The sequence below is a fragment of the Gammaproteobacteria bacterium genome, from assembly GCA_029881255.1.
In the GTDB taxonomy this organism is placed as follows: Bacteria; Pseudomonadota; Gammaproteobacteria; order S012-40; family S012-40; genus JAOUMY01.
Genome location: JAOUMY010000008.1, coordinates 164,313 through 191,078, shown reverse-complemented (window position 1 = coordinate 191,078; position 26,766 = coordinate 164,313). Strand labels below are relative to the sequence as shown.

21 protein-coding genes and 3 tRNA genes are annotated in these 26,766 nt (G+C 48.8%); 11 read left to right on the top strand and 13 right to left on the bottom strand.

Annotated elements, in window-relative coordinates; genetic code table 11:
- The first annotated feature begins 31 nt into the window (after positions 1 to 31).
- From OEZ43_15375 to OEZ43_15340, 8 genes are all read left to right on the top strand, one after another.
- The gene (locus OEZ43_15375) at positions 32 to 1,531 is read left to right on the top strand and encodes an NAD(P)H-hydrate dehydratase (GenBank protein ID MDH5546971.1); all 1,500 of its coding nucleotides are present in this window, start codon (positions 32 to 34) and stop codon (positions 1,529 to 1,531) included.
- On the top strand, positions 1,528 to 2,010 hold the full coding sequence (gene tsaE / locus OEZ43_15370) for a tRNA (adenosine(37)-N6)-threonylcarbamoyltransferase complex ATPase subunit type 1 TsaE (GenBank protein ID MDH5546970.1): 483 nt from the start codon (positions 1,528 to 1,530) through the stop codon (positions 2,008 to 2,010). Before OEZ43_15375 ends, tsaE begins: the two co-directional genes overlap by 4 nt.
- Positions 2,011 to 2,094: 84 nt before the next feature.
- A complete protein-coding gene (locus OEZ43_15365) occupies positions 2,095 to 3,411 on the top strand; it encodes an N-acetylmuramoyl-L-alanine amidase (protein ID MDH5546969.1) in 1,317 nt (438 codons plus the stop codon).
- Between the two features lie 68 nt (positions 3,412 to 3,479).
- Positions 3,480 to 6,065: a response regulator gene (locus tag OEZ43_15360; protein ID MDH5546968.1), complete on the top strand. Its 2,586-nt coding sequence runs from the start codon at positions 3,480 to 3,482 to the stop codon at positions 6,063 to 6,065.
- 146 nt (positions 6,066 to 6,211) lie between these two features.
- Positions 6,212 to 6,676: a hypothetical protein gene (locus OEZ43_15355; GenBank protein MDH5546967.1), complete on the top strand. Its 465-nt coding sequence runs from the start codon at positions 6,212 to 6,214 to the stop codon at positions 6,674 to 6,676.
- Positions 6,677 to 6,785: 109 nt separating this feature from the next.
- On the top strand, positions 6,786 to 8,639 hold the full coding sequence (gene mutL, locus OEZ43_15350; GenBank protein ID MDH5546966.1) for a DNA mismatch repair endonuclease MutL: 1,854 nt from the start codon (positions 6,786 to 6,788) through the stop codon (positions 8,637 to 8,639).
- 198 nt (positions 8,640 to 8,837) lie between these two features.
- Positions 8,838 to 10,235 carry a cysteine--tRNA ligase gene (gene cysS / locus OEZ43_15345; GenBank protein ID MDH5546965.1) on the top strand — a complete coding sequence of 466 codons (1,398 nt, stop codon included), beginning with the start codon at positions 8,838 to 8,840 and terminating at the stop codon, positions 10,233 to 10,235.
- A 327-nt stretch (positions 10,236 to 10,562) separates the two neighbouring features.
- Positions 10,563 to 11,417: a hypothetical protein gene (locus tag OEZ43_15340; protein MDH5546964.1), complete on the top strand. Its 855-nt coding sequence runs from the start codon at positions 10,563 to 10,565 to the stop codon at positions 11,415 to 11,417.
- A gap of 59 nt (positions 11,418 to 11,476) precedes the next feature.
- On the opposite strand, the gene pgaD is transcribed toward OEZ43_15340, so the two are convergent.
- The 8 genes from pgaD to folD all read right to left on the bottom strand — a co-directional run bounded on the left by pgaD (position 11,477) and on the right by folD (position 21,813).
- Positions 11,477 to 12,028 carry a poly-beta-1,6-N-acetyl-D-glucosamine biosynthesis protein PgaD gene (gene pgaD / locus OEZ43_15335; GenBank protein MDH5546963.1) on the bottom strand — a complete coding sequence of 184 codons (552 nt, stop codon included), beginning with the start codon at positions 12,026 to 12,028 and terminating at the stop codon, positions 11,477 to 11,479.
- Complete coding sequence (gene pgaC / locus OEZ43_15330) at positions 12,025 to 13,293, bottom strand: poly-beta-1,6-N-acetyl-D-glucosamine synthase (protein ID MDH5546962.1); 1,269 nt, start codon at positions 13,291 to 13,293, stop codon at positions 12,025 to 12,027. Before pgaC ends, pgaD begins: the two co-directional genes overlap by 4 nt.
- A 2-nt stretch (positions 13,294 to 13,295) precedes the next feature.
- The gene (gene pgaB, locus OEZ43_15325; GenBank protein ID MDH5546961.1) at positions 13,296 to 15,206 is read right to left on the bottom strand and encodes a poly-beta-1,6-N-acetyl-D-glucosamine N-deacetylase PgaB; all 1,911 of its coding nucleotides are present in this window, start codon (positions 15,204 to 15,206) and stop codon (positions 13,296 to 13,298) included.
- Complete coding sequence (gene pgaA, locus OEZ43_15320) at positions 15,203 to 17,647, bottom strand: poly-beta-1,6 N-acetyl-D-glucosamine export porin PgaA (GenBank protein MDH5546960.1); 2,445 nt, start codon at positions 17,645 to 17,647, stop codon at positions 15,203 to 15,205. The genes pgaB and pgaA overlap by 4 nt, the downstream gene beginning before the upstream one ends.
- Before the next feature lie 170 nt (positions 17,648 to 17,817).
- Complete coding sequence (locus OEZ43_15315) at positions 17,818 to 18,783, bottom strand: hypothetical protein (protein ID MDH5546959.1); 966 nt, start codon at positions 18,781 to 18,783, stop codon at positions 17,818 to 17,820.
- A 224-nt stretch (positions 18,784 to 19,007) separates the two neighbouring features.
- A complete protein-coding gene (locus OEZ43_15310; GenBank protein ID MDH5546958.1) occupies positions 19,008 to 19,655 on the bottom strand; it encodes a CBS domain-containing protein in 648 nt (215 codons plus the stop codon).
- Between the two features lie 99 nt (positions 19,656 to 19,754).
- Positions 19,755 to 20,921, bottom strand: coding sequence for a retroviral-like aspartic protease family protein (locus OEZ43_15305; protein MDH5546957.1), 1,167 nt, complete (start codon positions 20,919 to 20,921; stop codon positions 19,755 to 19,757).
- A 40-nt stretch (positions 20,922 to 20,961) separates the two neighbouring features.
- Positions 20,962 to 21,813, bottom strand: a complete 852-nt coding sequence (gene folD / locus OEZ43_15300) for a bifunctional methylenetetrahydrofolate dehydrogenase/methenyltetrahydrofolate cyclohydrolase FolD (protein ID MDH5546956.1) — start codon at positions 21,811 to 21,813, stop codon at positions 20,962 to 20,964.
- 165 nt (positions 21,814 to 21,978) lie between these two features.
- Here folD and OEZ43_15295 point away from each other — a divergent pair.
- From OEZ43_15295 to OEZ43_15285, 3 genes are all read left to right on the top strand, one after another.
- Positions 21,979 to 22,055, top strand: a tRNA-Pro gene (locus tag OEZ43_15295).
- 41 nt (positions 22,056 to 22,096) lie between these two features.
- Positions 22,097 to 22,173 (top strand) — tRNA-Arg (locus tag OEZ43_15290).
- 15 nt (positions 22,174 to 22,188) lie between these two features.
- Positions 22,189 to 22,264 (top strand) — tRNA-His (locus tag OEZ43_15285).
- 241 nt (positions 22,265 to 22,505) lie between these two features.
- Here OEZ43_15285 and OEZ43_15280 read toward each other — a convergent pair.
- From OEZ43_15280 to OEZ43_15260, 5 genes are all read right to left on the bottom strand, one after another.
- Positions 22,506 to 23,090: an HPP family protein gene (locus tag OEZ43_15280; protein MDH5546955.1), complete on the bottom strand. Its 585-nt coding sequence runs from the start codon at positions 23,088 to 23,090 to the stop codon at positions 22,506 to 22,508.
- Positions 23,091 to 23,342: 252 nt separating this feature from the next.
- On the bottom strand, positions 23,343 to 24,305 hold the full coding sequence (locus tag OEZ43_15275; GenBank protein MDH5546954.1) for a multicopper oxidase domain-containing protein: 963 nt from the start codon (positions 24,303 to 24,305) through the stop codon (positions 23,343 to 23,345).
- A gap of 92 nt (positions 24,306 to 24,397) precedes the next feature.
- Entirely contained in the window at positions 24,398 to 24,763 is a 366-nt protein-coding gene (locus OEZ43_15270) for a cytochrome c (GenBank protein MDH5546953.1), read from the bottom strand.
- 2 nt (positions 24,764 to 24,765) lie between these two features.
- Complete coding sequence (locus OEZ43_15265) at positions 24,766 to 25,473, bottom strand: cytochrome c (GenBank protein MDH5546952.1); 708 nt, start codon at positions 25,471 to 25,473, stop codon at positions 24,766 to 24,768.
- A gap of 5 nt (positions 25,474 to 25,478) precedes the next feature.
- Positions 25,479 to 26,558: a multicopper oxidase domain-containing protein gene (locus tag OEZ43_15260; protein MDH5546951.1), complete on the bottom strand. Its 1,080-nt coding sequence runs from the start codon at positions 26,556 to 26,558 to the stop codon at positions 25,479 to 25,481.
- Positions 26,559 to 26,766: the final 208 nt, after the last annotated feature.

The following is a 26,766-nucleotide window of genomic DNA, read 5'->3' as shown; positions in this document are numbered from 1 at the left end:
AAACAGGCGTTTGCTGGCTAGACGATTATAAATGAAATCTCACTCTATCGCCCTTTATACCGCTGAACAAACTCGCGAGCTCGATCGCATTGCCATAAATGAATTCGACATACCCGGCTATCAACTAATGACGCGGGCGGGAGAGTTTGCCTTTCAAACGCTACTGAATGAATGCGGCGACATCAAACATCTCGGAGTGGTGTGTGGTCTGGGCAATAACGGTGGTGATGGTTATGTCGTCGCGCGTTTGGCTCGGCAAGCGGCTATTCCGGTCACAGTCTTTCAAATCGGTGATATCGAAAAGCAGAAAGGCGATGCCTTGCTGGCCTATCGTGCGATGTGCGATAGCGGTATCAAAATCAGACCGATTAATGAGACAGAACTCGCCAGCTGCTCACACCTCGTCGACGCCATTTTTGGTACCGGGTTACAACGAAAACCGGAAGGCGAGTGGCGTGATGCAATTGTGCAACTAAACACCTGCGGCAAAACCGTGTTGGCACTCGATATACCCTCGGGTCTGCATGCCGATACTGGACAGGCGCTTGCGCAGGATGACACGGGTGAACCGCTCGCGGTACGCGCAACGATAACCACGACGTTTATTGCTCATAAGCGCGGCCTGTACACTGGGGCAGGTCCGCATTTGAGTGGAAAAATCAATTATTCTGATTTACAGATTCCACGAGAAGTCAGTCGTAAAGTTCAAGCCACTAGCGGCGTGTGGAGTGAGGGACAGCTCAGTCTTTTCGTGCCGCGTGCACGTCACGCACATAAAGGCGTGCACGGTCATGTATTGCTCATCGGTGGAGAAGCCGGATATTCTGGTGCGATACGCATGGCGGGAGAGGCGAGTCTACGCTGTGGTGCTGGTCTGGTGAGTGTTGCTACGCGTAGCGATCACGCCGCGCTGATAACGCAATCCAGACCGGAACTCATGTGTCATGGCATCGAACAACCCGATGCACTTGGGGAACTCGCCCGACGTGCCAATGTCTGTGTGCTCGGTCCCGGTCTGAGCCAGAACGAGTGGAGTCGGTCTTTGTTTGATTCAGCGATCAACCTTGGCCTTCCAAAAATTGTCGACGCCGATGGGCTAAACTTGCTGGCACAATCACCACAAGCCAGACAGGATTGGATACTCACGCCGCACCCCGGTGAGGCAGCGCGATTACTGGCCTCAACAGTGCATGAGATTGAGGCGGATCGTTTCGCCGCCTGTGAGGCTATTCACAGACAATATGGTGGGATCTGTGTACTTAAAGGGGCAGGGACACTGATTTATGATGGCAATACTTTTACTGTGTGCACGCGAGGAAATCCGGGTATGGCTTCCGGCGGAAGCGGCGATGTCTTGAGTGGAATATTGGGCGGCGTGGTAGCCCAATACCCGAATATTTCTTTGGTTGAGGCGGCAACGCTTGGGGTTGGCGTGCACGCTATGGCCGGCGATCTCGCAGCGCAATCGGGTGAAAGAGGGATGCTTGCCAGTGACATCATCGGGCGTATACGTGAAGTGGTGAATCCATGAGGACCGTACAAGGGGATATGGTTTTGCGAGGCGAAGACGATACCTTGCGTCTCGGGCAAAAGCTCGCGCGTTCAGTCTACGCCGGAGAAAAAATCTATTTGCATGGTGATCTCGGGGCAGGCAAGACGACACTGGTTCGAGGTTTCCTGCAGGCGATGGGGCATAAGGGCGCGGTACGCAGCCCGACCTATAGTCTGGTAGAGCACTATTTTTATAAAAACCTGCGCGTGTTTCATTTCGATCTGTATCGCCTTGGTGATGCCTCGGAACTGGAATACATGGGCATAAGAGATTATTTTTTTGGTAACAGTGTTTGTCTGGTTGAGTGGGCCGACCGCGGACGCGGCGTGTTGCCCGCAGCCGATATCGAAGTGAAACTGGAATACTCCGGCACGGCATCTCGGCGTGCGCATCTGGAATCTCACACCGCAAAAGGACAAAGCCTGTTACAGAAAGTTTTGAATTCGCCTGGTCCGTAATGTGCACGAAATCGGCGCGGAAATAGTGGAGCAATCCAATGTTTTGCCTTGAATTTACGAGGAATATAACGCATAAATAACGCTATGTTGAGAATCCAACAAATTGTGCTGTTATTTGTTACCTGTCTTGTGGCATCGCAGGCGTTTGCCGCGACAGGTATTACCGGTGTGCGCATGTGGGACGCACCGGATCACACGCGCCTGGTATTTGACCTGTCTAATCCAACAGGCTATTCGGTTTTCACGCTCAAAAAGCCTAATCGCGTCGTTATTGATCTGAAGGAGACCGGACTCGAATCAGAGATTCCTCAGGTGGCAACTGAACATCCTGTGATTGATGCGATACGCGCTTCGGTACGTCGTAAAAACGATTTTCGTGTGGTGCTGGATCTGGGGACGAACATTACACCTGAGGCGTTTTTCCTTGCCCCTAATGATCAATATGGCCATCGCCTGGTTGTAGATTTGCCTTATCCAGAGAATTTTTCTCCGACGAAAGCCGAAAAAATTGAGCCTGTCGCTCCTGTCATACCAAAAGAATCATTATTGCGTGATGTCGTCGTAGCCATAGATGCCGGACATGGTGGCGAGGACCCGGGCGCCTATGGTCGTCGTTACGGCACGCGAGAGAAAGACGTGGTATTGAACATTGCGCGTAAGCTTGCCAGTAAAATCGATGCAACCCCGGGCATGCGCGCGGTGTTGATTCGTGATGGCGATTACTACATCAGTTTACGCAAACGGATTGAGCTGGCGCGACGACATAAGGCAGATTTGTTTTTGTCTATTCATGCCGATGCGTATAAGAATTCGCGCGTGGCCGGGTCTTCGGTGTATGTCTTGTCTGCACGCGGCGCATCCGACGAGGCTTCACGCTGGTTGGAAGCGAGGGAAAATGCGTCTGACCTGATGGGAGGCGTCAGTCTTGATGATAAAGATGATGTGCTTGCCTCGGTTTTGCTGGATTTGTCTATGAGTGGGACGATAGATGTCAGCACTCGTGTCGCCGATGATCTGCTCAACGAGTTAGGCAAAGTCGGCAAGGTAAGAAAGAAACAGGTTCAATACGCACGTTTCGTGGTCTTGAAGTCGCCGGATATTCCCTCGGTATTGATCGAAACAGCGTTTATTTCTAACCCGAAGGAAGAACACCGTTTACGTTCTGAAGACTTTCAAAGCGAGATGGCGAGCGGGATATTGAAGGGCGTGGAGAACTTTTTTCGTCAAAATCCTTTGCCAAACACCTCGTTTGCTCAGGCAGACCGGGAGCACTTGATTCGTCGGGGAGAAACACTGTCCGGCATAGCCGGTCGTTATTCCGTCGCCGTGTCACAGCTCATGAATCACAATCAATTGTCTAATAGTCAAATTCAACCGGGTCAGACGCTACGCATTCCATAGCGCCTGGTCAATATCTTGCAAATTACCTCAGGGTTAGTTGTTCTCTATCGTCGAAGTGAATCATATCTATGCGCTTTCTTGGTATTTTGCTGTTGTTGGCCGTCAGCTTGGGAGTTTTATTCCTGCTGGAGCGCCAGGCTATTTACGAGCAGGTTCGCAGCGACGTAGCAAAAAGTATCGTTCTTGAAAAAGAAAGTCTTTCCCGCCGAACTAATGACTGGAAGAACGGACTGATGGGCTTGTCGCGGGTGGACGCGATCAGGCGTCTGGTCACCGCAATCGATGACAACCAGAGTACGCTGGCTTCCCGACGTGCCCTGGAGCAAACCTTCACCGAATTTCTCAATAACCAGGAAAATCAGATTTACTCGCTGCGTCTGATTGACCGTTTCGGCAAAGAGCTCGTTGTGGTGCGTGAGATGCAGGTCCAGGACGATTTCATCGATTTGTCCAGCGATCCCGAGTTTCGACGCATCATGGCCTATCGGCCATTTCAGATATTGCCCGGCGTCAGCCAGTTTGACGAGGCAAAACGTTTAACCCTCAACATCAATATCGCATCGAGTGGCATCGTCATTGGCGTGCTGATTATGGAAATCAATACCCAGGATTTGCTGACTTATCTGGGTAGACAGTTGAACGACAATTTTCACAGTATTTATTTCGTCAACGACAAACGCGAAGTTGTGATTGAAAAGCAACTCGGTGGCGCGGGCGCAAATGTCGAGCAACCGGAGTTAATCCGGGTTCTGGAAATCTTCGACGATCAGGATATGGAAAACACCGTCGTCAATAATAGCGGCAGTCTGTGGGGAACGTTCAAAGACAATTCGCTCAATGTACAGGTATTGGTCGCTTTTGAGGTGGGTCGGGTCAATGCTCTCATTCAACAACAATTCCTTTTTAAAGGTGTGCTGGTTGGGCTGACGGCATTCTTGCTTGCCATGTTGCTAAAGGGGCGTCGACGCGAAAGCCATGATGTTGCCGCCACACCCGAGCCGGAAAAGGGCTTGTCTTTACCGAAGATCACGCCCAAAAAAACCAGCTCAAACACGATTAATGCCCGTGAGCTGGCGACGATTAGCAACGAGATACGCATTCCGGTTAACAGCATATTAGGCATGTTGTCACTGCTGCGCGAATCCAAGGTGAGCAGTCGCCAAATCGAATACATTGAACTGGCCTATCGCTCTGGTGAATGGGGCCTGGAATTACTCAACGAGCTGGTGGATTATTCGCGTTTCAAAGCCAATGAATTAAAGTTGGACAATATCGATTTTGATTTGCGCGGTACGATAAAAGACGTTGTAGAGATGTTGTCCATCGAGGCCTATAAGAAAGGTCTGGAGCTTACCAGTCTTATCAGTTCTCAAGTTCCCGAGCGCGTCACTGGCGATCCGACACGTCTGCGACAGGTGTTAATCAATCTGACCAGTCAGGCGATCAAATTTACCGATCATGGCGATATTGTGTTGAGCGCCTCGCTTGCCAGGGCAGAGAAAGAACAGATACAGCTTCGGTTTGAGATCAATGATTCCGGCCGCGGTTTGGACACTGAACTGCAAAAGGCTTTTGTTGAGGAGCCGGATAGCAGTTTTGTTGTCGCGGATGAAAAGTACAACACCACCAGTCTGGGCATGAATCTGTCGAAGAAAATTGTCTCGCTTATGCAAGGAAAGATCGGCGCAGATGAAAATGGCAATGGGGGTATGACGTTCTGGTTTGAAATTCCTTATGTGCTTGCGCATACACACGCGGCACAAATTCCCAGCTCCTCACTTGATGGACATCAGGTTTTTCTTGTTGGCGAAGTGGAAGGAAATCGCAAGACGATCAGTAGCGTGCTGGAAAAGTGGGGAATGGTTTGCGACTCAACAGGTGATTTTGCCAAAGCGTCCACATTGTTGAGTCAGATGATTAGCGCAAAAGGCCCGGTAGGTTTTTGCATTATCGATATCTCTCTCAGCTCTTCTGCAAACAAGGCATTTGATCTGGTCCGCGCCCTCACTGCCAACGAAGACACAGCGTCGGTTAACATCATAGTGCTGACAGCGAAAGGCTCACCTGGCGACGGGCAAACTGCCCGTGAACTTGGCGTCAAAGCCTATTTGAGTAAACCTATTAGCCGTTCCCAGCTACAAGATAGCTTGATGCAGATCGCCGGCGGCATGGAGGCATTAGATCAGGCGACTATGGTCACCAAACACAGCCTGCGTGAAGCCAAGCCGGCAGGTCATACCGTGTTAATCGTCGAGAGCAATTTTACCAATCAAAAGATTCTGGCCGGTTTTCTCTCGCGCATGGGGGTGTATGGTGATATTGCCACCAATAGCGAAGCGGCGCTGGATGCGTTGAAGAAACGCCCCTATGAGCTGGTGATTATGGATATGCAGACGACGGATAAGAAGGCGCTACAGACCACCAAGTTGATCCGTGAATATGAATATAGCCTGGCCCTGGGAGACGATCAGAGTCTGGAACGCGCCATACGAACGCCCGTGATTGCCATGTCTACCAGCTTTCAGGACGATGAACGGGAAGAGTGTCTACGGGTCGGTATGGACGGTTTCTTAAAGAAACCAGTCAATATGAAGTCCATGGAAGAGCTGCTGGCTAAATGGGGAATAATAGAGGCGGGGATTAACCATAGTTAGCATGACCAATAAAAACAATAAGCTACACATTTGGGCAAGAGGTGAAATGGCAAAACTGCGGAGAAATTGGCGTAATTTGTATTGAAACAATTGTGTTACATTTCCGTTAACATGGGCAGTGTCTGTCTTCCCCGGTATGTAACTACATGACCATAGTATTATTGATTATTGGAACTGTTCTTGGATCGGGCTGGTTATTGTCCGAATACAATATCCGTACGCTCAGGACCCGTAATCGCCTGCTCAATGAACGTCAGGCCCGCCTGGAGCGACAGGTCGAAGAACTCCATAACCTGTATCAAATCGAACAGGGCAAGGTTGAAGAGCTTACTCAGCTCAGCGCTGAGGCGAATAGCTACCGTCAAAAACTCAACGAAGCCACGGCAGAGTTAGATAAACTCCACGACATTATGAATCGCTTCGAGACCAATATGCGCAATCTTCGTTCACGCGCCATGAGTCGTGAATACTTTGGTAATTCCCTGGGCAAGATCATCGTGACCATGGTGGATAAGCTGATCGGCCCAGAGGTCGAGAAAGAAAATCAAATCAGCGATAGCGTAAAAAACGTCTTTCAGAAAGCGCGTCGGGCGATGGGCGGCGGTATTTAACCCAAGTGCTATCGCGATATTTCAAAAGGGTGGCCAAGGCCACCCTTTTTTGTGGCCGCTCGGAAACTGATATAATGCCCGACCCAAATCTCAACAGACTCAGGTAGCCATGACTGACGCCGTCGTAGAACGACACCGGATACACTTGCTTTCACCGCAATTGGCCAATCAAATCGCTGCGGGCGAGGTGGTGGAGCGCCCGTCATCGGTGGTGAAGGAACTGGTCGAGAACAGTATTGATGCCGGTGCGACGCGAATTGAAATCGAGGTCGAGGAGGGCGGCGTAAGGCTTATCCGCGTGCGTGACGACGGATGTGGGATTGAAAAAGACGATTTGCCACTGGCGCTGAGCCGACATGCGACCAGTAAGATACACACGCTTGACGATCTGGAAGCCGTTGCAAGCATGGGTTTCCGAGGCGAGGCCTTGCCCAGTATCAGTTCGGTTTCACGCCTGGAATTACGTTCAAGAGTGGACGGCGATGATAATGGCTGGCATGTCACGGGTGACGGTCGGGAACTGGCCCTCGACGCCAAACCTGTTCCCCATCCGGTGGGCACAACAATCGAAGTCCGAGATCTTTTCTATAACACCCCGGCGCGGCGCAAGTTTCTGCGCACCGAAAAAACCGAATTTGGTCACCTGGAAGATGTGATCAAACGTATTGCCCTGGGGCACTTCCAGATTGCCTTTCAGCTCAAACACAATCAACGGGTGATACACAATCTGCCACGCGCCCAGGGGCAGTTGCAGATGGAAAAGCGGGTTGGCGCGTTATACGGCGAAGCCTTTATCGATAATGCCGTGTTCATGGAGATGGAAGGCGCCGGGCTAAAGCTATGGGGCTGGATTGGTTTGCCCACGTTTTCCCGTAGTCAGGGGGATATGCAGAGTTTTTACGTCAACCGACGCGTGGTGCGCGATAAGCTGGTTACCCATGCCATTCGGCAGGCCTATCAGGATGTACTCTTTCATGGACGGCAGCCGGCCTATGTCTTGTACCTTGAAATTGATCCCGCTAAGGTCGATGTCAATGCCCATCCAGCCAAGCACGAGGTGCGGTTTCGTGAATCACGACTGGTGCATGACTTTTTGTTCCGCAGCATACATAGCGCTCTTGCCGAGCTTCGGCCGGGTGAGGGGGACGCGGGGCGCGTGCCGGAGTCCGGTTTTGCGGGCCCTACGTTTGGTGGAACACGCGAGTCGGGTTCGCAACACCATACATCGCATGGCACGGCGGCTTTTCAAAGCCAGTATAAAGGTCCGGCGGTGCAGGATCAGATCGCGTTTTATCGCGCGCTGCATCCGCAAAGTCCAGTCATCGATTTTAATCAGCCCGTCGCGGTAAATAGTGTATCGGAGGAAGAGCAAGGACATGCGCATCCACTCGGCTATGCGATTGCGCAGTTGCACGGTGTGTATATTCTCGCGCAAAATCAACAAGGCCTGGTCGTCGTCGACATGCATGCCGCGCATGAGCGCATCACCTATGAGCGCATGAAGCTCGACCTGGACAGCGATGGCATACGCGCCATGCGTCTGCTGGTGCCGATTACTTTGGCAGTGAGCAGCCGTGAGGCGGCAATGGCCGAGGAGCACCAGACAGAGTTTGTGCGTTTCGGTTTTGAGATCGATCGCATTGGTCCGGAGTCATTGGTAGTACGCCAGGTGCCGAGTCTGTTAAAAGACGCCAATGTGGATACACTGGTACGCGATGTGTTATCCGATTTAATGGAACACGGCGTCAGTCAGCGTCTGCGGGAAACCGCGAATGAATTGCTGGCGACCATGGCCTGTCACGGAAGCGTGCGCGCCAATCGACAACTGAGTGGCGCCGAGATGAACAGCCTGTTGCGCCAGATGGAAGAGACCGAGCGCAGTGGTCAGTGCAATCATGGGCGACCGACCTGGGTGCAGATGTCTATGGATCAGTTAGACAAGTTGTTTTTACGAGGCCAGTGATCCAGATATCCATTATTTAAGTCGTTTACTTAGCGAAAACGGTGTTAAATGCAAATTCGAAATGCGCATTTGTGTTGTCTTGTTCTTGCTGGCAAGCTAACGTGATGAGAGGGTGACGGGTTCTACATAACCTGGAACAACATGACGACGAAATTGTATATTGGCTAATTGAAAAAATCACACTAAGAGACACTATTCATGCTTCAGATTTATAACAGCCTTACCCGCGAAAAAGAGGAATTCAAACCGATAGATCCTGCCAATGTGCGCATGTATGTGTGTGGCATGACGGTTTATGATTTCTGTCACATCGGGCATGCGCGGGTATTGGTGGTATTCGATGTCGTCTACCGCTATTTGAAGCATGTATTCGGCGATCAGCACGTGACTTATATCCGCAACATCACCGATATCGACGACAAGATAATTCAGCGTGCGAATCAGAATGGTGAGCCGTTTTCAGCACTGACTGAGCGTTTTATCGAGGAGATGAATCGCGATGCCGATGGTCTGGGTGTGTTGCGTCCCGACCAGGAGCCGCAGGCCACCGGGCATATGCCGCAGATTCTCGAGATGATCGAGGCCTTGATCAGTAACGGTCATGCCTACGCAGCGAAAAATGGTGATGTATATTACGACGTCAGTAAGTTTGAAAACTATGGCAAGCTGTCCGGGCGCAATCTGGAAGAAGATCGCGCCGGCGCGCGCGTCGAAGTCGACGAGGCCAAAGACGACGCTATGGACTTTGTGTTGTGGAAGGCGGCCAAGCCCGGTGAGCCCAACTGGGAGTCTCCCTGGGGGCAGGGGCGTCCCGGTTGGCATATCGAGTGTTCAGCGATGTCTACCCATTGCCTGGGTAATAATTTTGATATTCACGGCGGCGGCATGGATCTCAAGTTTCCTCATCACGAAAACGAAATCGCCCAATCCGAAGCGGCCACCGGCGAACACTTCGCCAATCTGTGGATGCACAATGGTCACGTGATGGTGGACAACGAAAAAATGTCCAAGTCGCTGGACAATTTCTTCACCGTGCGCGAGGTGTTGAAACACTATCCTGCAGAGGTGATTCGTTATTTTATTCTGACCAGTCACTATCGTAGTCCGCTGAACTATTCACAGACCAATCTCGATAATGCGCGCGCGGCACTTGAGCGTTTTTATGGCGCTCTACGCGGTACCGAAGAAAGCGCGAGCGTTGATGCGGGTGAATATGGCAATCGTTTTCATCGTGCTCTACAAGACGATTTCAATACGCCGGAAGCCTTGTCTGTATTGTTCGACGTGGTACGTGAACTTAATCGCGCCAAAGGCGATGGAGATCAATCCCAGATTGCTTTCTTCGCCGGCGTATTGCGTCAGTTGGCAGGCTTTCTCGGTCTGTTGCAAACCAATCCGGAAGTCTTCTTCAAACAAACCACACCAGTCCAGGAAGGTGGTCTGAGTGATGAAGATGTGGAAGCGCTGATACAACAACGCCTGACGGCTCGCAGTGAAAAGAACTGGGCCGAAGCCGATCGCATTCGTGATGAGTTGAAAGAAGCGGGAATCGTTTTAGAAGATGCGGCGGGGCAGACGACCTGGCGTCGAATATAAACGAAAAACTTGTTTGACTATCAGAATGCGTTTAAAAATTTCACCAATTTTTAAAGCGAAGTTCTATGCGACCAGCTGTAAGTTCTTGCATGCATATCCTTTTTTTCATTGATAGATTCTTAGTCATATTCAAGAATTTCTTTTGATTTTTCCCTGGGATTCGTTTTTTGTGTGCATCTGTCACAAAAGATCGAAATACACTCAGGTTTTTTGCGCTTCTTATTAAATTTTCTAGCCTATTTACCGAATAAACATCCTAGTTGAATTGAAATATGGGCGTCAGTAACTGCCGCCTGTCGTCTTTAGATCCAAACTAGGAATATACACATGAAAAAACAACTAATTGCTTTGTCTATAGTGGCGGCTTTGTCTGCTTGTGGTGAGGAAGAGATGCCGAATTACTATACAGGTGCTACTACAGCGGCGCCTGTTACAGTTGATAACGTGGATACGATTGTAGCTGCGGTCGAAGATGGTGGTAGCATGTCTGATGCCTTCGATGGGATGTTTGGTGGCTCCAATTTAAAGGCTATGCGCAAAAGTGTGATTCATGCGCGTGAGATGACAGGCGACATAGGTAGTTATACTGAAAATGGTGATTGTGGCGGAACGATGACATTTAGTGCAACGGAAACCAGTGGATCAGTTACATTCTCAAACTATTGTGAACCTGAAGGAACGGTTGAATATGTCACCAACGGTAGCATAGTTATGTCAGGTTCCGTCGCTTCAGACGGAAGTAGTAGCTCATTTAGTTATACGATGGACTTGCAGGTATCTGACGGCACCAATACAAGTAAATCAGCGGGTACCATGAGTATGTTGATGGACAACACTGGTAAGATGACGCTGATACTGAACTTGACGGCGAACGATGGGGCATCAGGCGACTCGGTTAAGCTGGAAAACTACGAGATTGTTCTAGATTCATTCGTATTTGTATCTACTGCAGGCAACCTTTGTTCAAGCGAGATTGAAGGTTGTGTAACAGTTTCAACACCAGTTGAATTTGTTGGTACACTGTTCGGTGGTTATACCGCAGGTACACTGAGAATCGCAGCCGGAACAGCGACTATCGACATCGTTGTGAACAATTCTGGTCAGTGTGATCTTACTGCTGACGTGAACGGTGATGGTTCCGAGCTTGTTCAAGAAACTCAGAACTGCTCAAACTATCTGTAATTCAGATACAAATGAAAAAGGCCGGCAATCATGCCGGCCTTTTTTTATCAATTATTTTATTAAGCAGGTTCTTCATCGGTGCGCATAAACGGATAACGGGGATCTACATAACCGTAAATGTCTAATTCCTTCTTCAGGTCACCCACAGGCGAGAGCGGAGGGATCGTATCGTCCAATACCTTGACGTCGGTAACCCAACCTTCTTCATTGTGTGAAACACTCACGCGACGCGCCTTATGCCATTCGCGTATGGCATAGGCATCGACTTTAAAGTGGTCTGCGATTTGTACTTTGGTGATCGGCAAGGGACGACGTCGCTTATTGCGCGTGGTCGGGATGAAATTGTGATATGCCCAGGCGAACATCACCAGTGCAATCACGATCGACGCGATGCCGCATATGACAAATAGATCGAGTAATAAACGGTATTGTTCACGCGTATACATATGGGTATCGATTAGCGTGGTCAGCCCGAGCGCTTCTTCCCAAGGTGAGAGCAGTGGTAGCCAAAGATAAAACCAAAAAGCCCACAATAGCGACGTTAACACCGCGTATAACAACTGTTGAGTGATGGTCTGAAGTTCAGGTCTTTCAATAACCCAGGCGTTCATGGACGTAACCCCCTGTCAGGACTTTCCCAGCGCGCACGCAATCCGCGTGTACGCATCAGTGCTTTTGGTACCGCAACAACCGTGGTTAATACATACAAAATCCAGTAGGCCATGGGGTACCAGATCATCCAGTAATAGTATCTACCATTGCCGCGTTCGTGACGTGAGTCGATCATTAAGCTCACCGCGAATTGCAGCATATTGGTGATACACAACATAATCCCGGCCCAACCAATAAAGGGCATGGTGTAATCAAACGGTGGTGGCAGCTCGATGAATTGATTGAGAATCGACAACAACACCATCGCGAACATCACATAGGCCCACAACACACTGGCGAAGAACTCGCCATAGATAGGCCACATGCGGCGTTTCTTCCAGTGTTTTAACACTGGGTAGTATTTTAGCAAGGCTTCCATTCCGCCTTGTGCCCAACGCAGTCGCTGTTTCCACAAACCACTTAGTGTTTCCGGCATCAATACCCAGCACAAGGCATTGGGTTCAAAACGTACGTCCCAGTGATTGAGTTGTAGCTTCCAGCTCACATCGATGTCTTCGGTGACAGTGTCCAAACTCCAGTAGCCGACATCTTGCAGCGCCGCACGACGGAATGCAGCGATGACACCCGACACAGTAAACATGCGCCCGTAGATGCGCTGCGCGCGTTTAATCATTCCGATGATGGCAGAGAATTCACCGACCTGAATCTTGCCAAGCAGGCTCGAACGTGTGCGTATGCGTGGATTACCCGTGACCGCACCAACTCGGCCGTCATAAATAAAGTGACGCATAATCCAGCGTGTTGCGTCTGGATCGAGTAAGGAATCACCGTCGAGACACACGATATATTCGTATTGCGCCATTAGCGAACCGGAGCGTAAGGCCACCGCTTTACCTTGGTTGGCGTCAAAATGCACTACGCGTAGCTGCGGATAGACCGCAGTCAAATCATCGAGTATCTCTCCGGTTTTGTCGCTGCTACCATCGTTGACGGCAACGATTTCGAAATTGGGATAATCTTGTTTTGCAATTGAGGTAATTGTCTGTTCGACGTCTTCTTCTTCGTTATAACAAGGTACGACAAACGATACCGAAGGAAAGTTCGCCAGTAGCGGTTTGGGTATGCGCAGATTGTCCTTATGCCATTCCCAGCGGAAAAAATAGTAGAGGGCACCGATCATCCACACATAAGACATCAGCAGCGGATAATAAAATGCATAGAAGAGTAGGCCGACAATAATAAAATAGAGTATGCCGTTTTCCATGCTTAGAACTCCGGAATACGTTTAATCGACATCAGTGGGCGTATACGCTCGATGCCGGGTTGCTGTTCGATGAAATTATCCGGGTAGTAACCGTAATTGATAATTCCTTCACTCTGTAGCAGCCTGATTTGTGCGGCGATTTCTTCATCGGATATGGCTTCCTGTTTCCACCAATCGCGGCTTTGTAACTCAAAGACAATGTTGTCTAGCCCACCATTGATCAGTTTTGTTGTTCTAGCCAGTTGTTGTAACCACTGTTGTGGGTCTTCCGCTTGTTCCAAACGCGGCATGGCCATTACTGCGGTGTAATCGTATGCCTTTGAGAATTCGGTGAGTGACTGTGCATACCATGCCTCTGCTTCCGGCTCCAGTATCACGCGGCTATAGATATTGCGCGCCGTGCGTAGGTGCGGGCGAAAATGTCGGACGGTATCTTCCAATTGTTTGGTCCATTCGATGAGCGTGGCGGTCTTATGTTTCATCCATTCTCTGGAAAGTTCACTGTTGGTGCGTATCGCTTCGATGGAAGGCGGGAATCCCCATTGTCTATAACGTTGTAAAGCGGCCTCACTGGCATCCTCGAAGTCGGTTAGAAAACCATCGTCATGAAATAGCAGACCTGAGAAATAGGCGTGTTTACCCAAGTCTTCATATATTTCTTCAATCGTCTTACGGACTTCGGTATCGAAAGGTGAAAGACGATAATAGCCACCTTCAGCACTTTGCCCGAGGGCTTTTACACGAGGCAGGTGATCAATCTTAAACGCCAGCATCGGCATCCAGGCATAGACATTTACACCGCTGCGAGTACGCAGTTGCCAGGCAACACGACTGAAGAGGTCGGCGCGTACCGGTAAATGTCGATTGGGAAAATAGAGTGCATCCGCAACGCCGTCACCGTCGGCATCGGCATAGGCCTGAAGAAATACGGTATTGATTTGCAGTGCCTTGATGCGATCGAGTAATTGGCTGAGATTGCGTTCCTGTTGTGCCGGATTGGCATCGATAACATAATCCAGATCCACGTGGGCGACACGCACAGGCTGTTTTCTGACATGGTGTCTTACTAACCAGGCGAAATCGTTTAATTCCATATTGTGACCGACCAGTATGCGATTCATTGCCGTAGTTTTTCTTGCTGTGGCAAGCGAGTCACCGAGCGTGAATCCCAGTTTTAAGCCGAGGCGATTGGCGGTTTTGTGTGCCACGGCATTAAATTCGCCGTATGGCCAGATAACCGTGCGTGGAATCTTGCCAGTGTGTTTTTCAATAAGAAGGCTATTACGATGTAAATCATCCATTACGCGCTTAGCGTAACTGTCGTCGTCTTCGTAAGACTGCGACTTTGGATCATAAATGCGTGACACCATAGCGGGCATGGAATTCAATTGGGGATTAGCAACAACGCCATTGTGCAGGTTATAGCTATGCGAAGCGATTTCCACCAGACCGGAATCCGACATTTCCTTTACCTGCTTCCACTGGACGAAATTGTCGCGTGGAAAACGCTTGTTATCGTATTCCACATAGTCGACAGGTTCGAGCCATTTGCCAACCAGTCCAACCACCGCCGGGTAGTTAAAAAGTTTTAACAGTGGAAAAACACGTTCATAAATACCGCGATAGCCATCATCAAAGGTGAGCATGACCGATTTTTCCGGCAGTTGACGAACACCGTGTTTTGCCGCGAGGACATCATCAAGGCTGATTACTGTATAACCGTTTCCCTTCAGCCAGGAAAACTGTGCGATCAAATCCTCAGTTCTTGTGGCGACTGTGGCCTGGTCATCAACGCTGCTGACATCATCGCGTACATCGTGATAACAAAGCACCAGGAAAGAATTCTTATCTGCGGCAGAGACGTTAGTCATAGTCAGCATCAAAACGATAAGCACTGTTTGGAGCAGCTTCATATACGCCCCCAGATGCTGGCAAATACTTCCAGGGCATGTTCGGCTACACCATCGAATACTGGAAAGGAATACGTCGCGCCGTAATTAATATTGAGGTATCGACCAAGTTCAAGCGTCTGTTGATAGCGTATGCCGCCTGTGGGTCGATATGAAAAATTGTCCTGTTTATATATGCCGATAAACGGACTTAGCATATGGCTGAAAGATTTTTCGTAATCACGCCAGATCAGATGTTCATTATCCAAAGTAAGATACATGCTGGCGTCCCAGCTTGGATTAAAATATTCGGTTTCAATCCGGGTATTGCGTGAGGTGCTTATATCAATACGTGCCCAGTTTTTCAGGCGGCTGCTGCGCCACAGTGTTCTTTTATAAAAGCCGGAAAAGATACCGCGATGATTTGCGTCGCTTGATGAAAGCAGCGAAACGCTAAGCCCTGATTCATTTCGTCCAAGATGGTGTTGCAGATACGCATCTGTAGACCATGCGCGAGTACCATTCACTCGTGCACGCAGTGGCAGACCTGGAGCATTGCTCGCAAAATTGGCGCCAAACTGCCAAGCGTCGTTGGCCTGCCATTGACTGCTCAGTGTCATACCCGGTGTTAAATTAGTGTTGATGCTATTATTGATCTCTGCACTCAGACGTAAACCTGTATGTCGATACTCCAGGCCAAGACCTGCGCGGTGGTATCGGGACAAACCCTGTGGAAACATGGCGCTGGTATATAAGCCGTGTCCAAAAACGCGAAAGCGTTCAAAAAGAGGTGGCGTATACAGCCAACTCTCCAGCGACAAATCCGCAATATTGCTCTGGGTGCCATCACTACTCATACGATTAAAACCGAGCAGATATTCATAGCCATCGTAGGCTTGCCACATACGATTCAAACGTCGCACCTGTCGCTCACTCAGGCTGTCCATGGACATCTCATGACGAAAGGTAATCGCAGTGCCGGGATCATAGAGTGCAAGATAGGCTTCCTGCATGGTTAAACTGGCATCGTTATGTGTTGGTTCAACAAACAAAACATATTTGAGTTTTTCGATTGCCTCACGCGTTTGACCTTGCCACAGAGAAAGCGCGGCCTGTTCGGCGATGATGTTCATATTAAAAGGCGTCTGAGAATACGCCTGGGCAAGGATTCGTTCCGCCAATTCAAACTTACCCGCACTCGCTTGTATCACCGCGCGAGTCGTTTCAAGCGTTGGACGATCATCAGGTTTTAATTTAATACTCGAAATGGGTCCGGTAGCGATTGCGTTGGCCGCGGCATCAGCGATCTGTTGCGCCTTGTCATGTTCTTCGTTTTCCAGATAGGCAAAGATCAAACCCAACAATGCGTCAAACGAAGTGCCATCCTTTTGTAAGGCCAGACGAAAAAGTGGGATGGCTTTGTCAGGTTGCTGTGTGACTAACAGGGAATCGCCAATAGCGGCTAATTCGGTAGCATTGAATTCGATATGTTGTCCGCTTAATTCTCGATAGTAGCGCAAACTCGCTAGGTGTCGACCGGCGTGATGCGTTGCGAGTAGTAAATCACGCTTCAGTCTTTCAATGCGGCGCGCGTCTCGTAGTTGTTGTTCCAGTAGTTGTAACTTTTGTTCGATGCGCGAGATGATGTTTTCCAAAACTTGCTGGCGTTCGTGCGCCGTTTTATCTGCAAGCATGGCCCAACGTATCATGAAGGCGTCGGCGTCATCCTGCATATTTGCCGTTTCTTCTGAAGGTAATGCAACCTTGTCTCGCTGTGCGAGTTGCAGCGCCCGCAATGGTGCGCCGAGCCAGTTGGCGATACGTACGCGTTCCTTTAACGCCTCCTGATTGTCTGGTTGTTTTGTGAGAATTTTATCGAGTAACAATAGTTGTTCGAAAAAGCTATCAGGCCTCAATCTCAATACGTACAGTTCAACCTGCCACCATTCGAGTTGTTCTTTACTATCGGTGTTGGTGTTGTGCAATAACGCCTGTGCCTCTTCGTATTTTCCAACATCTGCCAGCGCCATAATCATTCCCTGGCGCGTTTCCTTACGTTGTGGTTGTTGCGCATATGCGGTGCGATAGGCATCGTAGGCAAGACGGTAATCCTGTTGGTTACGGGCGGATTTACCGATGGTCTCAAGCAAGAACACCGGCAGGCTTGCGAAGTCCAGGCCTCGCGCCAGACGGATTACATCAATATCATATTCGCCCCAGCCGAGGACGGTAATATAGTCATAGAGGTATTGAGCTTGTTCGGGATAATCAAGGCTTAGGCGTTCGAGAACCGGTAAAGCCTGATCCAGGTGTCCGTCACGGGCCTGTTGAAGGGCGTTTTGATAAACTGCAATCGAACGAGAATTCTGCTCTGCCAGGGCAAGGTTTTGCACTGAAAACAGAAAACACAGGACTACCCACAGTAAAAAGAATTTCGGCCAGTTTCCCAGCCCCACGCTACTCATTTGAAAACTACGGCTAATACTTTGTTAATTATGATGTTTTTTAAGATCCGCATTATTATGTTTTGGTGACGGATTCCGGGCACTATTGTAAAGGGAATAAGGTTAGGATGCTATGAAGATTATTGACCGGACACTCTGCAATAAAGCGGAGCGTCCGGTATAAACACGGTCTAAAACATGGCGCTGAGAGAGGCGGACATATTGAATGTGCGCTCCATTTGCAGTCCCCTCAAGTTTTGATAGACAGGGAGGCCGACATCAAAACCGATGGTGGTTGGTCCAACAGGTATCGCCGCGCCAACCGTCATCTCGACGGCGGTTCCGCCGTAATTAGCGGTTTTGAGTGCAGGGGTTGTTTCCATGCTGGAGTAGATACCGCTATGTCTACCGTCTATGCCGCCCCAACTCATGAGCTTCACTTCGGCGTCCAGACTCACGCCTGACACCGGCTTGCGTACCCAGATCATGGCGTCAGCTTTGTCCGCAAGCGAGTATCCCTCGTCATTGTCGCCAACACGATAGGTATAGCTTGCCATCGCGCCATAGCGTAAATCGTAGTAGGCACCGAGATAATAAATACTCGGTGTGACGTCATAGGTGCCAGAACCAAGCTGCATGGCGTATGGTGCGCTCATGGGCATTGGGCCGGTACCATGGTCCATCGTCATCATCTCGCTCGTGCTGCCTGTTGGTAAGCTGAGATCAACACTAAACGCCAGCATATTATCCAGGAATTTATAGCTTAAGCTTAGATGGGTGTCGCCGAGGCCAGTCGACTGCATTGGATGTTCGCCACCGGTGGCATTTATCATGGCCATGTTGTTGTCGAGAAAATTAAGCATCAACATGGCACTAAGTGCCGGCGTGAAATTATACATCGGCATTATCATATGCATGTCCATGGTCATGCTGGTGGGAACCATGTCATAGCCCTGTGCGAGACCCTCGGCAGTAGTAACTTCTTTCGTACCACTACGTAATCCGTCCATAGCCATGCGCATGTATTTATATTCGAACATAATCGTACCCGCGCTATGCGGATGTTCAAGATGGCTGGGTTCTGCCGCCTGAACCTGCGTCGTAAGCGCGCATAAAAACGCGCTGGCAACCGCCAGTTTTTTTGTTAATACCGTCATTGTTTTCATTCCCCACTTTTGAAATGCGTTGTGATTTGAATCAATTTGTTGTGCTTTACACCTGACTCTATTATTGCTTGACTATCTTGTCAAAGCCTGAAAAATCACGTTTTTATAACATTTTTCAGATTGTGTCTTATGCCGCAGGAGTGCATGGAAAAGTGTGTGAAATGGCGCAGTTTTGAAGGAGTGAGGAAAAAAAAGAAGCTATTTCGTTTGAAGTACTATACCCACAGCTCGAGTGGGGCGTGATTAACAACGGTTCGTAATATATCACTTCGCGTGATGATGCCGATCAGATTTTCATAACGATCCATGATGGGCATGGCGCCCACATGTTTTTCCATCATCAGGCGCGCGATCTCACGTATACGAGTGTCTGGCGTCGCGGTGATCACCTGCATTTTGACAAGTTGCTCAATCGAAGTGGTGGCCTGCGGTGAATTGGAAGGATAGGGCGGTACATTGCCCGTAGTGGCGGCGTATCGCAATAAGGCCCGGTCAGACAAAATACCGATCAGTTTGCCGGTGACGGATAAAACCGGTACGTAACGAAAGCGTCTTTCACGAAACAGCTTCCACGCTTCGACGATACTGGCATTGACCGGTAAGGACACTACTGGCGTGGTCATGATCTGGTGCGCGGCGATGGCAGGTTCGCGTTCGGGAGGTAGCGTCGTTACTTTCTTGTAGGCCTTTTTTGCCTGCGATCGCTGGATATTGTCACGGGCCTCCTGTTGTTCGGCGGGCTCGTCTTCTTCTTTTCTTGGGGCGCCTTTTACCGCGTCCGCCTGTTCCAGCGGACTGCTGTCAAACATCTTGTCGAGCAGAACTTCGTCGCGAATTCCCGGGCCGTATACGGTAAACGCCATAGTGCACGCATCCTCAAATACAGTATTTTGCGCCTGATAGTTTGATATCGGGAATAGGTTGGGATGTCTTTAGTAGGTTCAATCGCCTGGCAGGGATTTTTAACGTGGTCTTAGAATGAGGAGATTTTCTTCGTTTGAAATCTCGACATCAAAGTGCTGTAGAAAACTTAGACCCAGCAGGCCATCAATGCCTTCTCCCATATTGGCGAGTACGACTGTTTCCACATCATCGACCTGCGCATCTGCCACTGCGACATTCTCCAAGGTGATCTTGGGCGCACTGACTGTGCCATTGGCAGTACTGACACTCACCACCGAGGTGTCATCCCCGTGAAAAACTCCCAGGGCGTTGGCAACCTGTGGCGAAATGGTTGTCAGCGATGCGCCGGTATCAACTAGAAAATGCATAGGTGGCGAGCTGTGGTTCAAGATAGCGTCGACAAAAAGGTTGTTGCCCTGAGTTTTCATGGGAATCTCAATCACGTTTGGCGACGTCAGGCGACGCTTGGATTTCTTGTACATTTTACTTTGGCGGGCATTGAGTTGTTCGCCTAGATTGGTGGCGCTTTCAAAGCTAACAATACTCTTATTGATGTCACCGTTTTGATACTGCAATTCTGCCAGGCGGAGGTAATAGGGGCTGTGCCCGGCGTCACTTAACAGTTCTTGCTCCAGGAGCTGGATGGATTCGCTGATTTGTTTGCGCGCGATGTGTTGGTTGAGCAATTGTGAAACGATTTTGCGCTGGATTTTTCTTACGGCCTCGCTATTGGCTGATAGCTTTTCCGCCTCTTTAATAGCCTTATACGCTGCATCATATTGCTTCAACTCTAACAGGCTATGCGCCAGCATCAGGTTTTCTTCGCCATCTAATGCAACAAACTGTTGTGACGCGTTCAGCAACTTAATCGTGGATTCGTATTGCGCTTTTTCATAGGCTTTCCTACTGTGGTGAGCGTATGCCTTATCCATAATTGGCGCCACGGCTTCGCGAATCTCGGGTCGTTCGGCGATGCCGGCACTACCCAGAGAGATAACGCGGTCCCATTCATGGGACAGCGCAAATTTTTTGAGTTCATCTTCCAGGGAGATTGTTGCAGGAGGTAGCTCAGGCAAAGGCGCCAGTTCTTCAATTTTGGGGCGCTGAACGAGGAGTCGATCCTCATTGCCTTTTACAAAGTCCTCTGGGGCGACGTTGACATGGAAATACGCGAGGCTATAGCCAATTAAGATACCTACTGCAAGTGTGCCGAGTCTCGCAATCACGATTTACGTCCCTGAATTAGAAACCTAGTATAACTATAGGCTATTTCGAAAAGTTTTCCATGGCTTGAACGGTGTTCGCCATGAGCATGGCGACGGTCATTGGGCCTACACCTCCGGGTACCGGGGTGATCCAGCTGGCGCGTTCCTGTGCAGCGTCAAACTCGATATCGCCCACCAGACGTCCGTCCTCGCGCCGGTTGATGCCGATATCGACCACTATGGCCCCGGACTTTACCCATTCACCTTTGACTAGGCCAGGTTTACCCACCCCAACCACGAGTATGTCGGCACGCGAGACCTGTTCTGCCAGATCCTGGGTGAAACGGTGGCAGACAGTGACCGTGCATCCGGCCAGAAGGAGCTCGAGCGCCATAGGACGACCCACATGATTGGACGCGCCCACCACAACAGCGTGTTGGCCTTTGATTTCAGCGCCGGTAGATTCCAGGAGTTTCATGACTCCGTATGGGGTACAGGAACGTAGAGTGGGTTTACGTACCGCAAGACAACCGATGTTGTATGGGTGGAAGCCATCGACATCTTTTTCAGGCCGGATACATTCGACCACGGCGTCTTCACTAATATGTTCCGGCAGTGGCGATTGCACCAGAATTCCGTCCACAGTGGGGTCTTGATTTAGCTGTTGAATAAGTTCTAGCAGGTCGGCTTCAGAGGTGTCCGAAGGCAGATCATGCGCAATCGACAGTATGCCTATTTCGTTGCAGGCTATGCGTTTGTTATTCACATAAACGTGGGAAGCAGGGTCGTCTCCGACCAACACGACGGCTAGACCGGGTTCGCGGCCGCCAGCCTGTCTTATTTTTTCAATACGTTGTTTAAGCTCATCTTTTACATTTTGAGCGATGCGTTTGCCATCGATGATGTTTGCCATATAACAGGAAATCCGGGTCTTTAAAAAGCGGCTGGTAAAACAGGGCGTTATAATCGCACAGAACGTATTGGTAAGCCAATTTCTTCCTTCTAAGAAAGGATTGACGATTTAAAAGTCTGCCAGTATCATTGCCCCCCTCATTGAGTAGGGCTTATTCAATGAGCTCGGGGTATAGCGCAGTCTGGTAGCGCACCTGCTTTGGGAGCAGGGTGTCGGGGGTTCGAATCCCTCTACCCCGACCATTTTTTTTCACGGGCAGTGCCCAAGCAGATTCCAAAGAATTGCGCCCGTAGCTCATTCGGATAGAGCATCGGCCTTCTAAGCCGAGGGTAGCAGGTTCGAATCCTGCCGGGCGCGCCATATCGCTTTTCAGTGGTGGCCGTAGCTCAGTTGGTAGAGTCCAGGATTGTGATTCCTGTTGTCGCGGGTTCGAGCCCCGTCGGCCACCCCATTATTCTCAAGGGCCAGCAATCTGCTGGCCCTTTTTCGTTTCCCATGTGTCATTCCCAATAGTTTTCCGTTACAGCTAACCAGGCGGGGTTGGAAGTGCTACAACTTTCCATGTGTGCAAATTATTTGCTGCACCCGCTGTTCAAGCAACGATGTATAGGGGCTGTATTTTTTGCAAAAGACCACTTTTCCAAAAAAACCTATTTGAAGAATTCACATTTTGAGTTTGAAGCCAGAATTCGTCAGTCTGAGCCTCTTCTTTGATTAAGCCGTTTTCCTTTACGGCTATGTGAAAGTGCAAAGGGGTATGGTCGACGCCGAAAAAGGTTGTTGAAAGCTGTAGCGGTTATCAGTATAGCGAGGACGTTCACCAGAACAGGCGTGATGATGAACTGGTAGCCAAGATCATGAACAGCTGGTCCTCCAATTACCGCACTTAACGCTGTTGCACCGCCCGGCGGGTGTATGCAGTGTAGATAGAGCATGACAACAATGGACAGGCCAACAGAGAGCGCAGCTGCTAGTTGTATATCAGGCGTATACTGATAACAAAGCACACCAACTGTAGCTGAAAACAAGTGTCCGAAGCCTACAGACCATGGTTGTGAGAATGGGCTATGAGGTGCTGCAAAGACGAGCACTGCTGATGCGCCCATAGAAGCAACGATTAATACCGCATTTTCCAGATGTATGAAATTTCCTGTGATGTATAGGATTAGAAATATTCCCAGGAATCCTCCGATACCGGAAACAATTTTCTCATTGTGGGAAGAATGGGTTTTGTTATACCCGAGGGCGTTTACGAAGTTGTAGAATTTATATTTCATATCGGTTACGGAGTCATTTCACGCTTCAGAGTTTTGTTTCTAATTCTCGCCGCGAATGGTTAGATTCTGTCTATTATTTTTCGTAAAATTTCTCTGGGGTGACTATTTTAGTGTGTGTTACCGCGAAAGTGAAAACGATATTTTTTCTTACTTGATATTGAAAAAAACGATATATCTCTGCCCGTACTAAAAAAAGGGATGGGGTAGCTTGTTCTACCCCATACCCTGAGAGGGAACTAAATGCGGCTTCGTTTAACGAATTAAGATGTTGTCACCTTTTCCTGCGCTTGCTTCTGCATCAGGTTTATTCATTAAGACGGTAATAGCGCCGCGCAAAGCTGCTTTCATCGCGTGGTCCACGATGGCATTGTTTGTAGGTTTGTCCTTCGGAGAGACAATGTCAAATATACTTGCTTCAGATACTGCGACATTATACGTTGCCATATCTTCCAGAACATTATTCGGATTGCCATTAATGTAAACTTTATCCCAGATACCGGCTATAGGATGAAATGCAACCGGTTCGTTTATATTCGCGTTTACGAAGTAAATTCGAACTCGTTCCCCCGGCTTGGATTGAAGTACTTTTGACGCATTCGGATCATGCACAGGGTCATAGTGAAACATTTTTCCGTTGATAAGAGATCCTGCCCAGCCTTCGTTGGCAATCATCGCGTTGTAGTCATCTGCATCTGGAAAATATTGCCCTTGTACCAGGACGTATTCTCGATCAGGCTTTGGGAAATTCTTGTTATATCCCTTTTTAGGGTCAACAATAATGACACCATACATGCCGCGTGCAATGTGTTGAGCCATTACGCTGGCTCCACAGTGGTACATCCAAATACCTGCACGATTTGCTTTAAACGTAAATGTTTTGGTTTGACCTGGTTTAACAGCCCCAAACTCATCCAATACATCGACTTCAGCAGCATGGAAATCCATTGAGTGAGAGTTTTTATTTGCTTTTGGGTTTTCCAATTCAAATTCAACGGTATCACCCTCTGTGACACGGACTAACTTCCCTGGTATAGCGCCGTCGAAAGTCCAGGCCGGATATTTCGTACCTTTGTTGTCTATTTCGACGGTTGTTTCCTGCGCCACCATTTTTACCTTGACGGTTTTTGCCAGTACAGACTGGGAACCTACCAAAAAAGCGGCAACCACTACTAGCGTACTACCGGCCTTGAATTTATATGCCAGAGATTTACTCATAGACTTTCCTCCATTAATGACACTAGATTATCCCAAATTGGGAACGTTTTTCTTTCCTTGCATGCACAACCAAAAACTCAATATCTCTTCTGCTAACAGTTACACAGTTCCCTGAGATATCTGACTAAACCATGTATCTCGTCATCAGTCAGTACGTTCTTCCACGCAGGCATTAATGCGGATTTTCCGATTGCGCTTCCACCTTCTTTGATTGCTTTGAACATTTCTTCATTGGAGCGCGCAGACATTTCTTTGCTGTCCGTGTGGTCACGAGGTTGAACAGACATGTCACGGATGTTTAAACCCATACCATCTGCTTGCATTCCATGACATTGCCAGCAATAGGTTTTGTAAACGTCTTTAGGAGATTCCTCAGCAAGGACAATTCCGGACGTAATGTAGAGTGCGAAAAGAAGTGTGCGATAACCCGACTTCAAAAGTAGACGTGTGTTCATCATCTCTATTTCTCCCCTGCGAGGGCGCGAAAGTAGTGAACAAATTTTTGGATATCTTTTTCATTCAATTCGTAATTTGGCATAAATGTCTTCGGAGACCATGCCTGTGGGTTCTTAAGAAAGCTGACTATGTAATCTTCTTGAAGACGGGAAGCAGCAGTGTAGACCTCCGGGCCGCTCAGTCCACCATAGTCCGCCTCTATTTGGTGACAGCTGGAACAGCCACGTATCTTGACGAATAACAGATCACCCATGCTTAGAGAGATATTTCCCGGGATATAGGCGCCTTGTTTGATAAGTTCGCTTTTATTTTTAAACTTCATTAAGGTGCTTGCCACGGCCTTTGCTTGATCAGGCACTAGCTTTGTATGATCAGACAACGACGACGCATCAACGACGTCTCGTTCTTCACCTGGCTTGATATGATTTCCGTAAAACATTCCAGCAGGTCGAATGCGAGAGGGTTTTATCAGCCAGTGTTCAAGCCATGCTTGTTTGTATTTGTTACCGGCATAGGAAAGGTTTGGTCCTTTTTGCTGCCACAACTCCTGCAAACTATCAGGCCCCGGTTTTTTGATTTCATGACATTGGACACATTTCTCATTTAGAATGGTTTCGCCGTCTGCGGCTTGCAAATTGAATGTCGCTGAAACAGAAATCAATGTTGTTACGAAAATCGAAGTAGGTAGTTTCCGGCTTGTATGTTTAGACATTAAAATTACCTCCTACGACGAAGCGTTTCGGCTTTTCCCTTAAATCCAGCATGATCGAACATGCCAAAGCCTTTATTCAGAGATTCGCTGTAGAAAAAATTTGCGTCATATTGTATGTCTTTCCATACATACCAGTCGTCCATTTCAATTCCGTCATATTCCATTACGGTGATGGGGCCTCCAGGAAATTTACCGCCTGCGGTGACGTGAGTGTCTACATGATCGTGAAAGATAAAGCGGCCAGGATTATCCGCCTCTATGATGACGTCGTAGCGTTCGCCAGGACCGAGCAAAACGGTATCTGCAGAGTAGGGTTGGTCAAGTGGCAGACCATCTTTATGCGTGACCAGCATATCGTGCCCATGGCTGTGCATGGCGTGGATAGCGCCTCCCGCGCCAAAAAAGCGCACGCGAACGACATCGCCTTTCTTGACTCGTATTGGTTGCGTTAAGGGGAATGATTTTCCGTTTACGGAAAAGTAATCAGCCACATTTTCAGGTGTGCCACCTTCTCCGAATTTGTCTGCTGCCGCTGATTCCCAGGTGCTCAGCATCATGATCACGTCTTTTGTTACGCGCTTTTCAATCGGTAACGGTTTTTTGGGATCGACAATTAGCGGCCCCCACATACCACGGATACCAACATGTTCGTTCACGTTTACATGACAGTGATACCACAGAGTACCGATGCGGTCGGCTTTGAAGCGATAGGTATAGGTCTCGCCGCTTTCGATATGTTTTTGGGTAACGCCGGGTACACCGTCGCTGCGCCAGCTGCCTTTCTGTCGTATACCATGCCAGTGTATGGTGTGCGGTAGCGTCGTGTTGTTGGTAACGTTAACTGTTACGTCGTCACCTTCTTGAACGTGAATAAGCGGGCCTGGTACCTGACTGTTAAATCCAAATACTTTGTAGTCAAGATTGGGTGCAACTTTGATGGTGACTTCGTCGATCGTCATGTCAAATTCACGGTCTTTGGCAAAGAGAGACGAACTTGATAGCCAGGATAATAGAAAAGACAGTACGACGATTTCACAGGATTTCCAGCGTGAAGAATTACCTACAGCGACTTCCATACCTCTCATTCGTGATCTCCTGTTTGATTGAACTCAGAGCAGCATATTTTTAAAACCCCTTAAAAGATGCAGTAAAAATACAACTTTTAGGGCCAAAAAAAAGATGCGTGTTAATACATCTATATCCTCTGTGGAATTTGTGTTGAAAAACTATAAATTCACGAATAAGTGTGGTCAAACGAATATAAATTGTAGATAATATCGAAAATATCGATAC

Excerpts from the sequence above, each read along its gene's own strand:
- OEZ43_15270 (MDH5546953.1), bottom strand. The coding sequence starts at position 24,763 with ATGATGAACACACGTCTACTTTTGAAGTCGGGTTATCGCACACTTCTT.
- OEZ43_15315 (MDH5546959.1), bottom strand. The coding sequence starts at position 18,783 with ATGACGGTATTAACAAAAAAACTGGCGGTTGCCAGCGCGTTTTTATGC.
- OEZ43_15310 (MDH5546958.1), bottom strand. The coding sequence starts at position 19,655 with ATGGCGTTTACCGTATACGGCCCGGGAATTCGCGACGAAGTTCTGCTC.
- pgaC (MDH5546962.1), bottom strand. The coding sequence starts at position 13,293 with ATGGAAAACGGCATACTCTATTTTATTATTGTCGGCCTACTCTTCTAT.
- OEZ43_15365 (MDH5546969.1), top strand. The coding sequence starts at position 2,095 with ATGTTGAGAATCCAACAAATTGTGCTGTTATTTGTTACCTGTCTTGTG.
- pgaD (MDH5546963.1), bottom strand. The coding sequence starts at position 12,028 with ATGAACGCCTGGGTTATTGAAAGACCTGAACTTCAGACCATCACTCAA.
- OEZ43_15340 (MDH5546964.1), top strand. The coding sequence starts at position 10,563 with ATGAAAAAACAACTAATTGCTTTGTCTATAGTGGCGGCTTTGTCTGCT.
- OEZ43_15265 (MDH5546952.1), bottom strand. The coding sequence starts at position 25,473 with ATGTCTAAACATACAAGCCGGAAACTACCTACTTCGATTTTCGTAACA.
- OEZ43_15280 (MDH5546955.1), bottom strand. The coding sequence starts at position 23,090 with ATGAAATATAAATTCTACAACTTCGTAAACGCCCTCGGGTATAACAAA.
- folD (MDH5546956.1), bottom strand. The coding sequence starts at position 21,813 with ATGGCAAACATCATCGATGGCAAACGCATCGCTCAAAATGTAAAAGAT.
- cysS (MDH5546965.1), top strand. The coding sequence starts at position 8,838 with ATGCTTCAGATTTATAACAGCCTTACCCGCGAAAAAGAGGAATTCAAA.
- tsaE (MDH5546970.1), top strand. The coding sequence starts at position 1,528 with ATGAGGACCGTACAAGGGGATATGGTTTTGCGAGGCGAAGACGATACC.
- pgaB (MDH5546961.1), bottom strand. The coding sequence starts at position 15,206 with ATGAAGCTGCTCCAAACAGTGCTTATCGTTTTGATGCTGACTATGACT.
- OEZ43_15375 (MDH5546971.1), top strand. The coding sequence starts at position 32 with ATGAAATCTCACTCTATCGCCCTTTATACCGCTGAACAAACTCGCGAG.
- OEZ43_15260 (MDH5546951.1), bottom strand. The coding sequence starts at position 26,558 with ATGAGAGGTATGGAAGTCGCTGTAGGTAATTCTTCACGCTGGAAATCC.
- pgaA (MDH5546960.1), bottom strand. The coding sequence starts at position 17,647 with ATGAGTAGCGTGGGGCTGGGAAACTGGCCGAAATTCTTTTTACTGTGG.
- mutL (MDH5546966.1), top strand. The coding sequence starts at position 6,786 with ATGACTGACGCCGTCGTAGAACGACACCGGATACACTTGCTTTCACCG.
- OEZ43_15355 (MDH5546967.1), top strand. The coding sequence starts at position 6,212 with ATGACCATAGTATTATTGATTATTGGAACTGTTCTTGGATCGGGCTGG.
- OEZ43_15275 (MDH5546954.1), bottom strand. The coding sequence starts at position 24,305 with ATGAGTAAATCTCTGGCATATAAATTCAAGGCCGGTAGTACGCTAGTA.
- OEZ43_15360 (MDH5546968.1), top strand. The coding sequence starts at position 3,480 with ATGCGCTTTCTTGGTATTTTGCTGTTGTTGGCCGTCAGCTTGGGAGTT.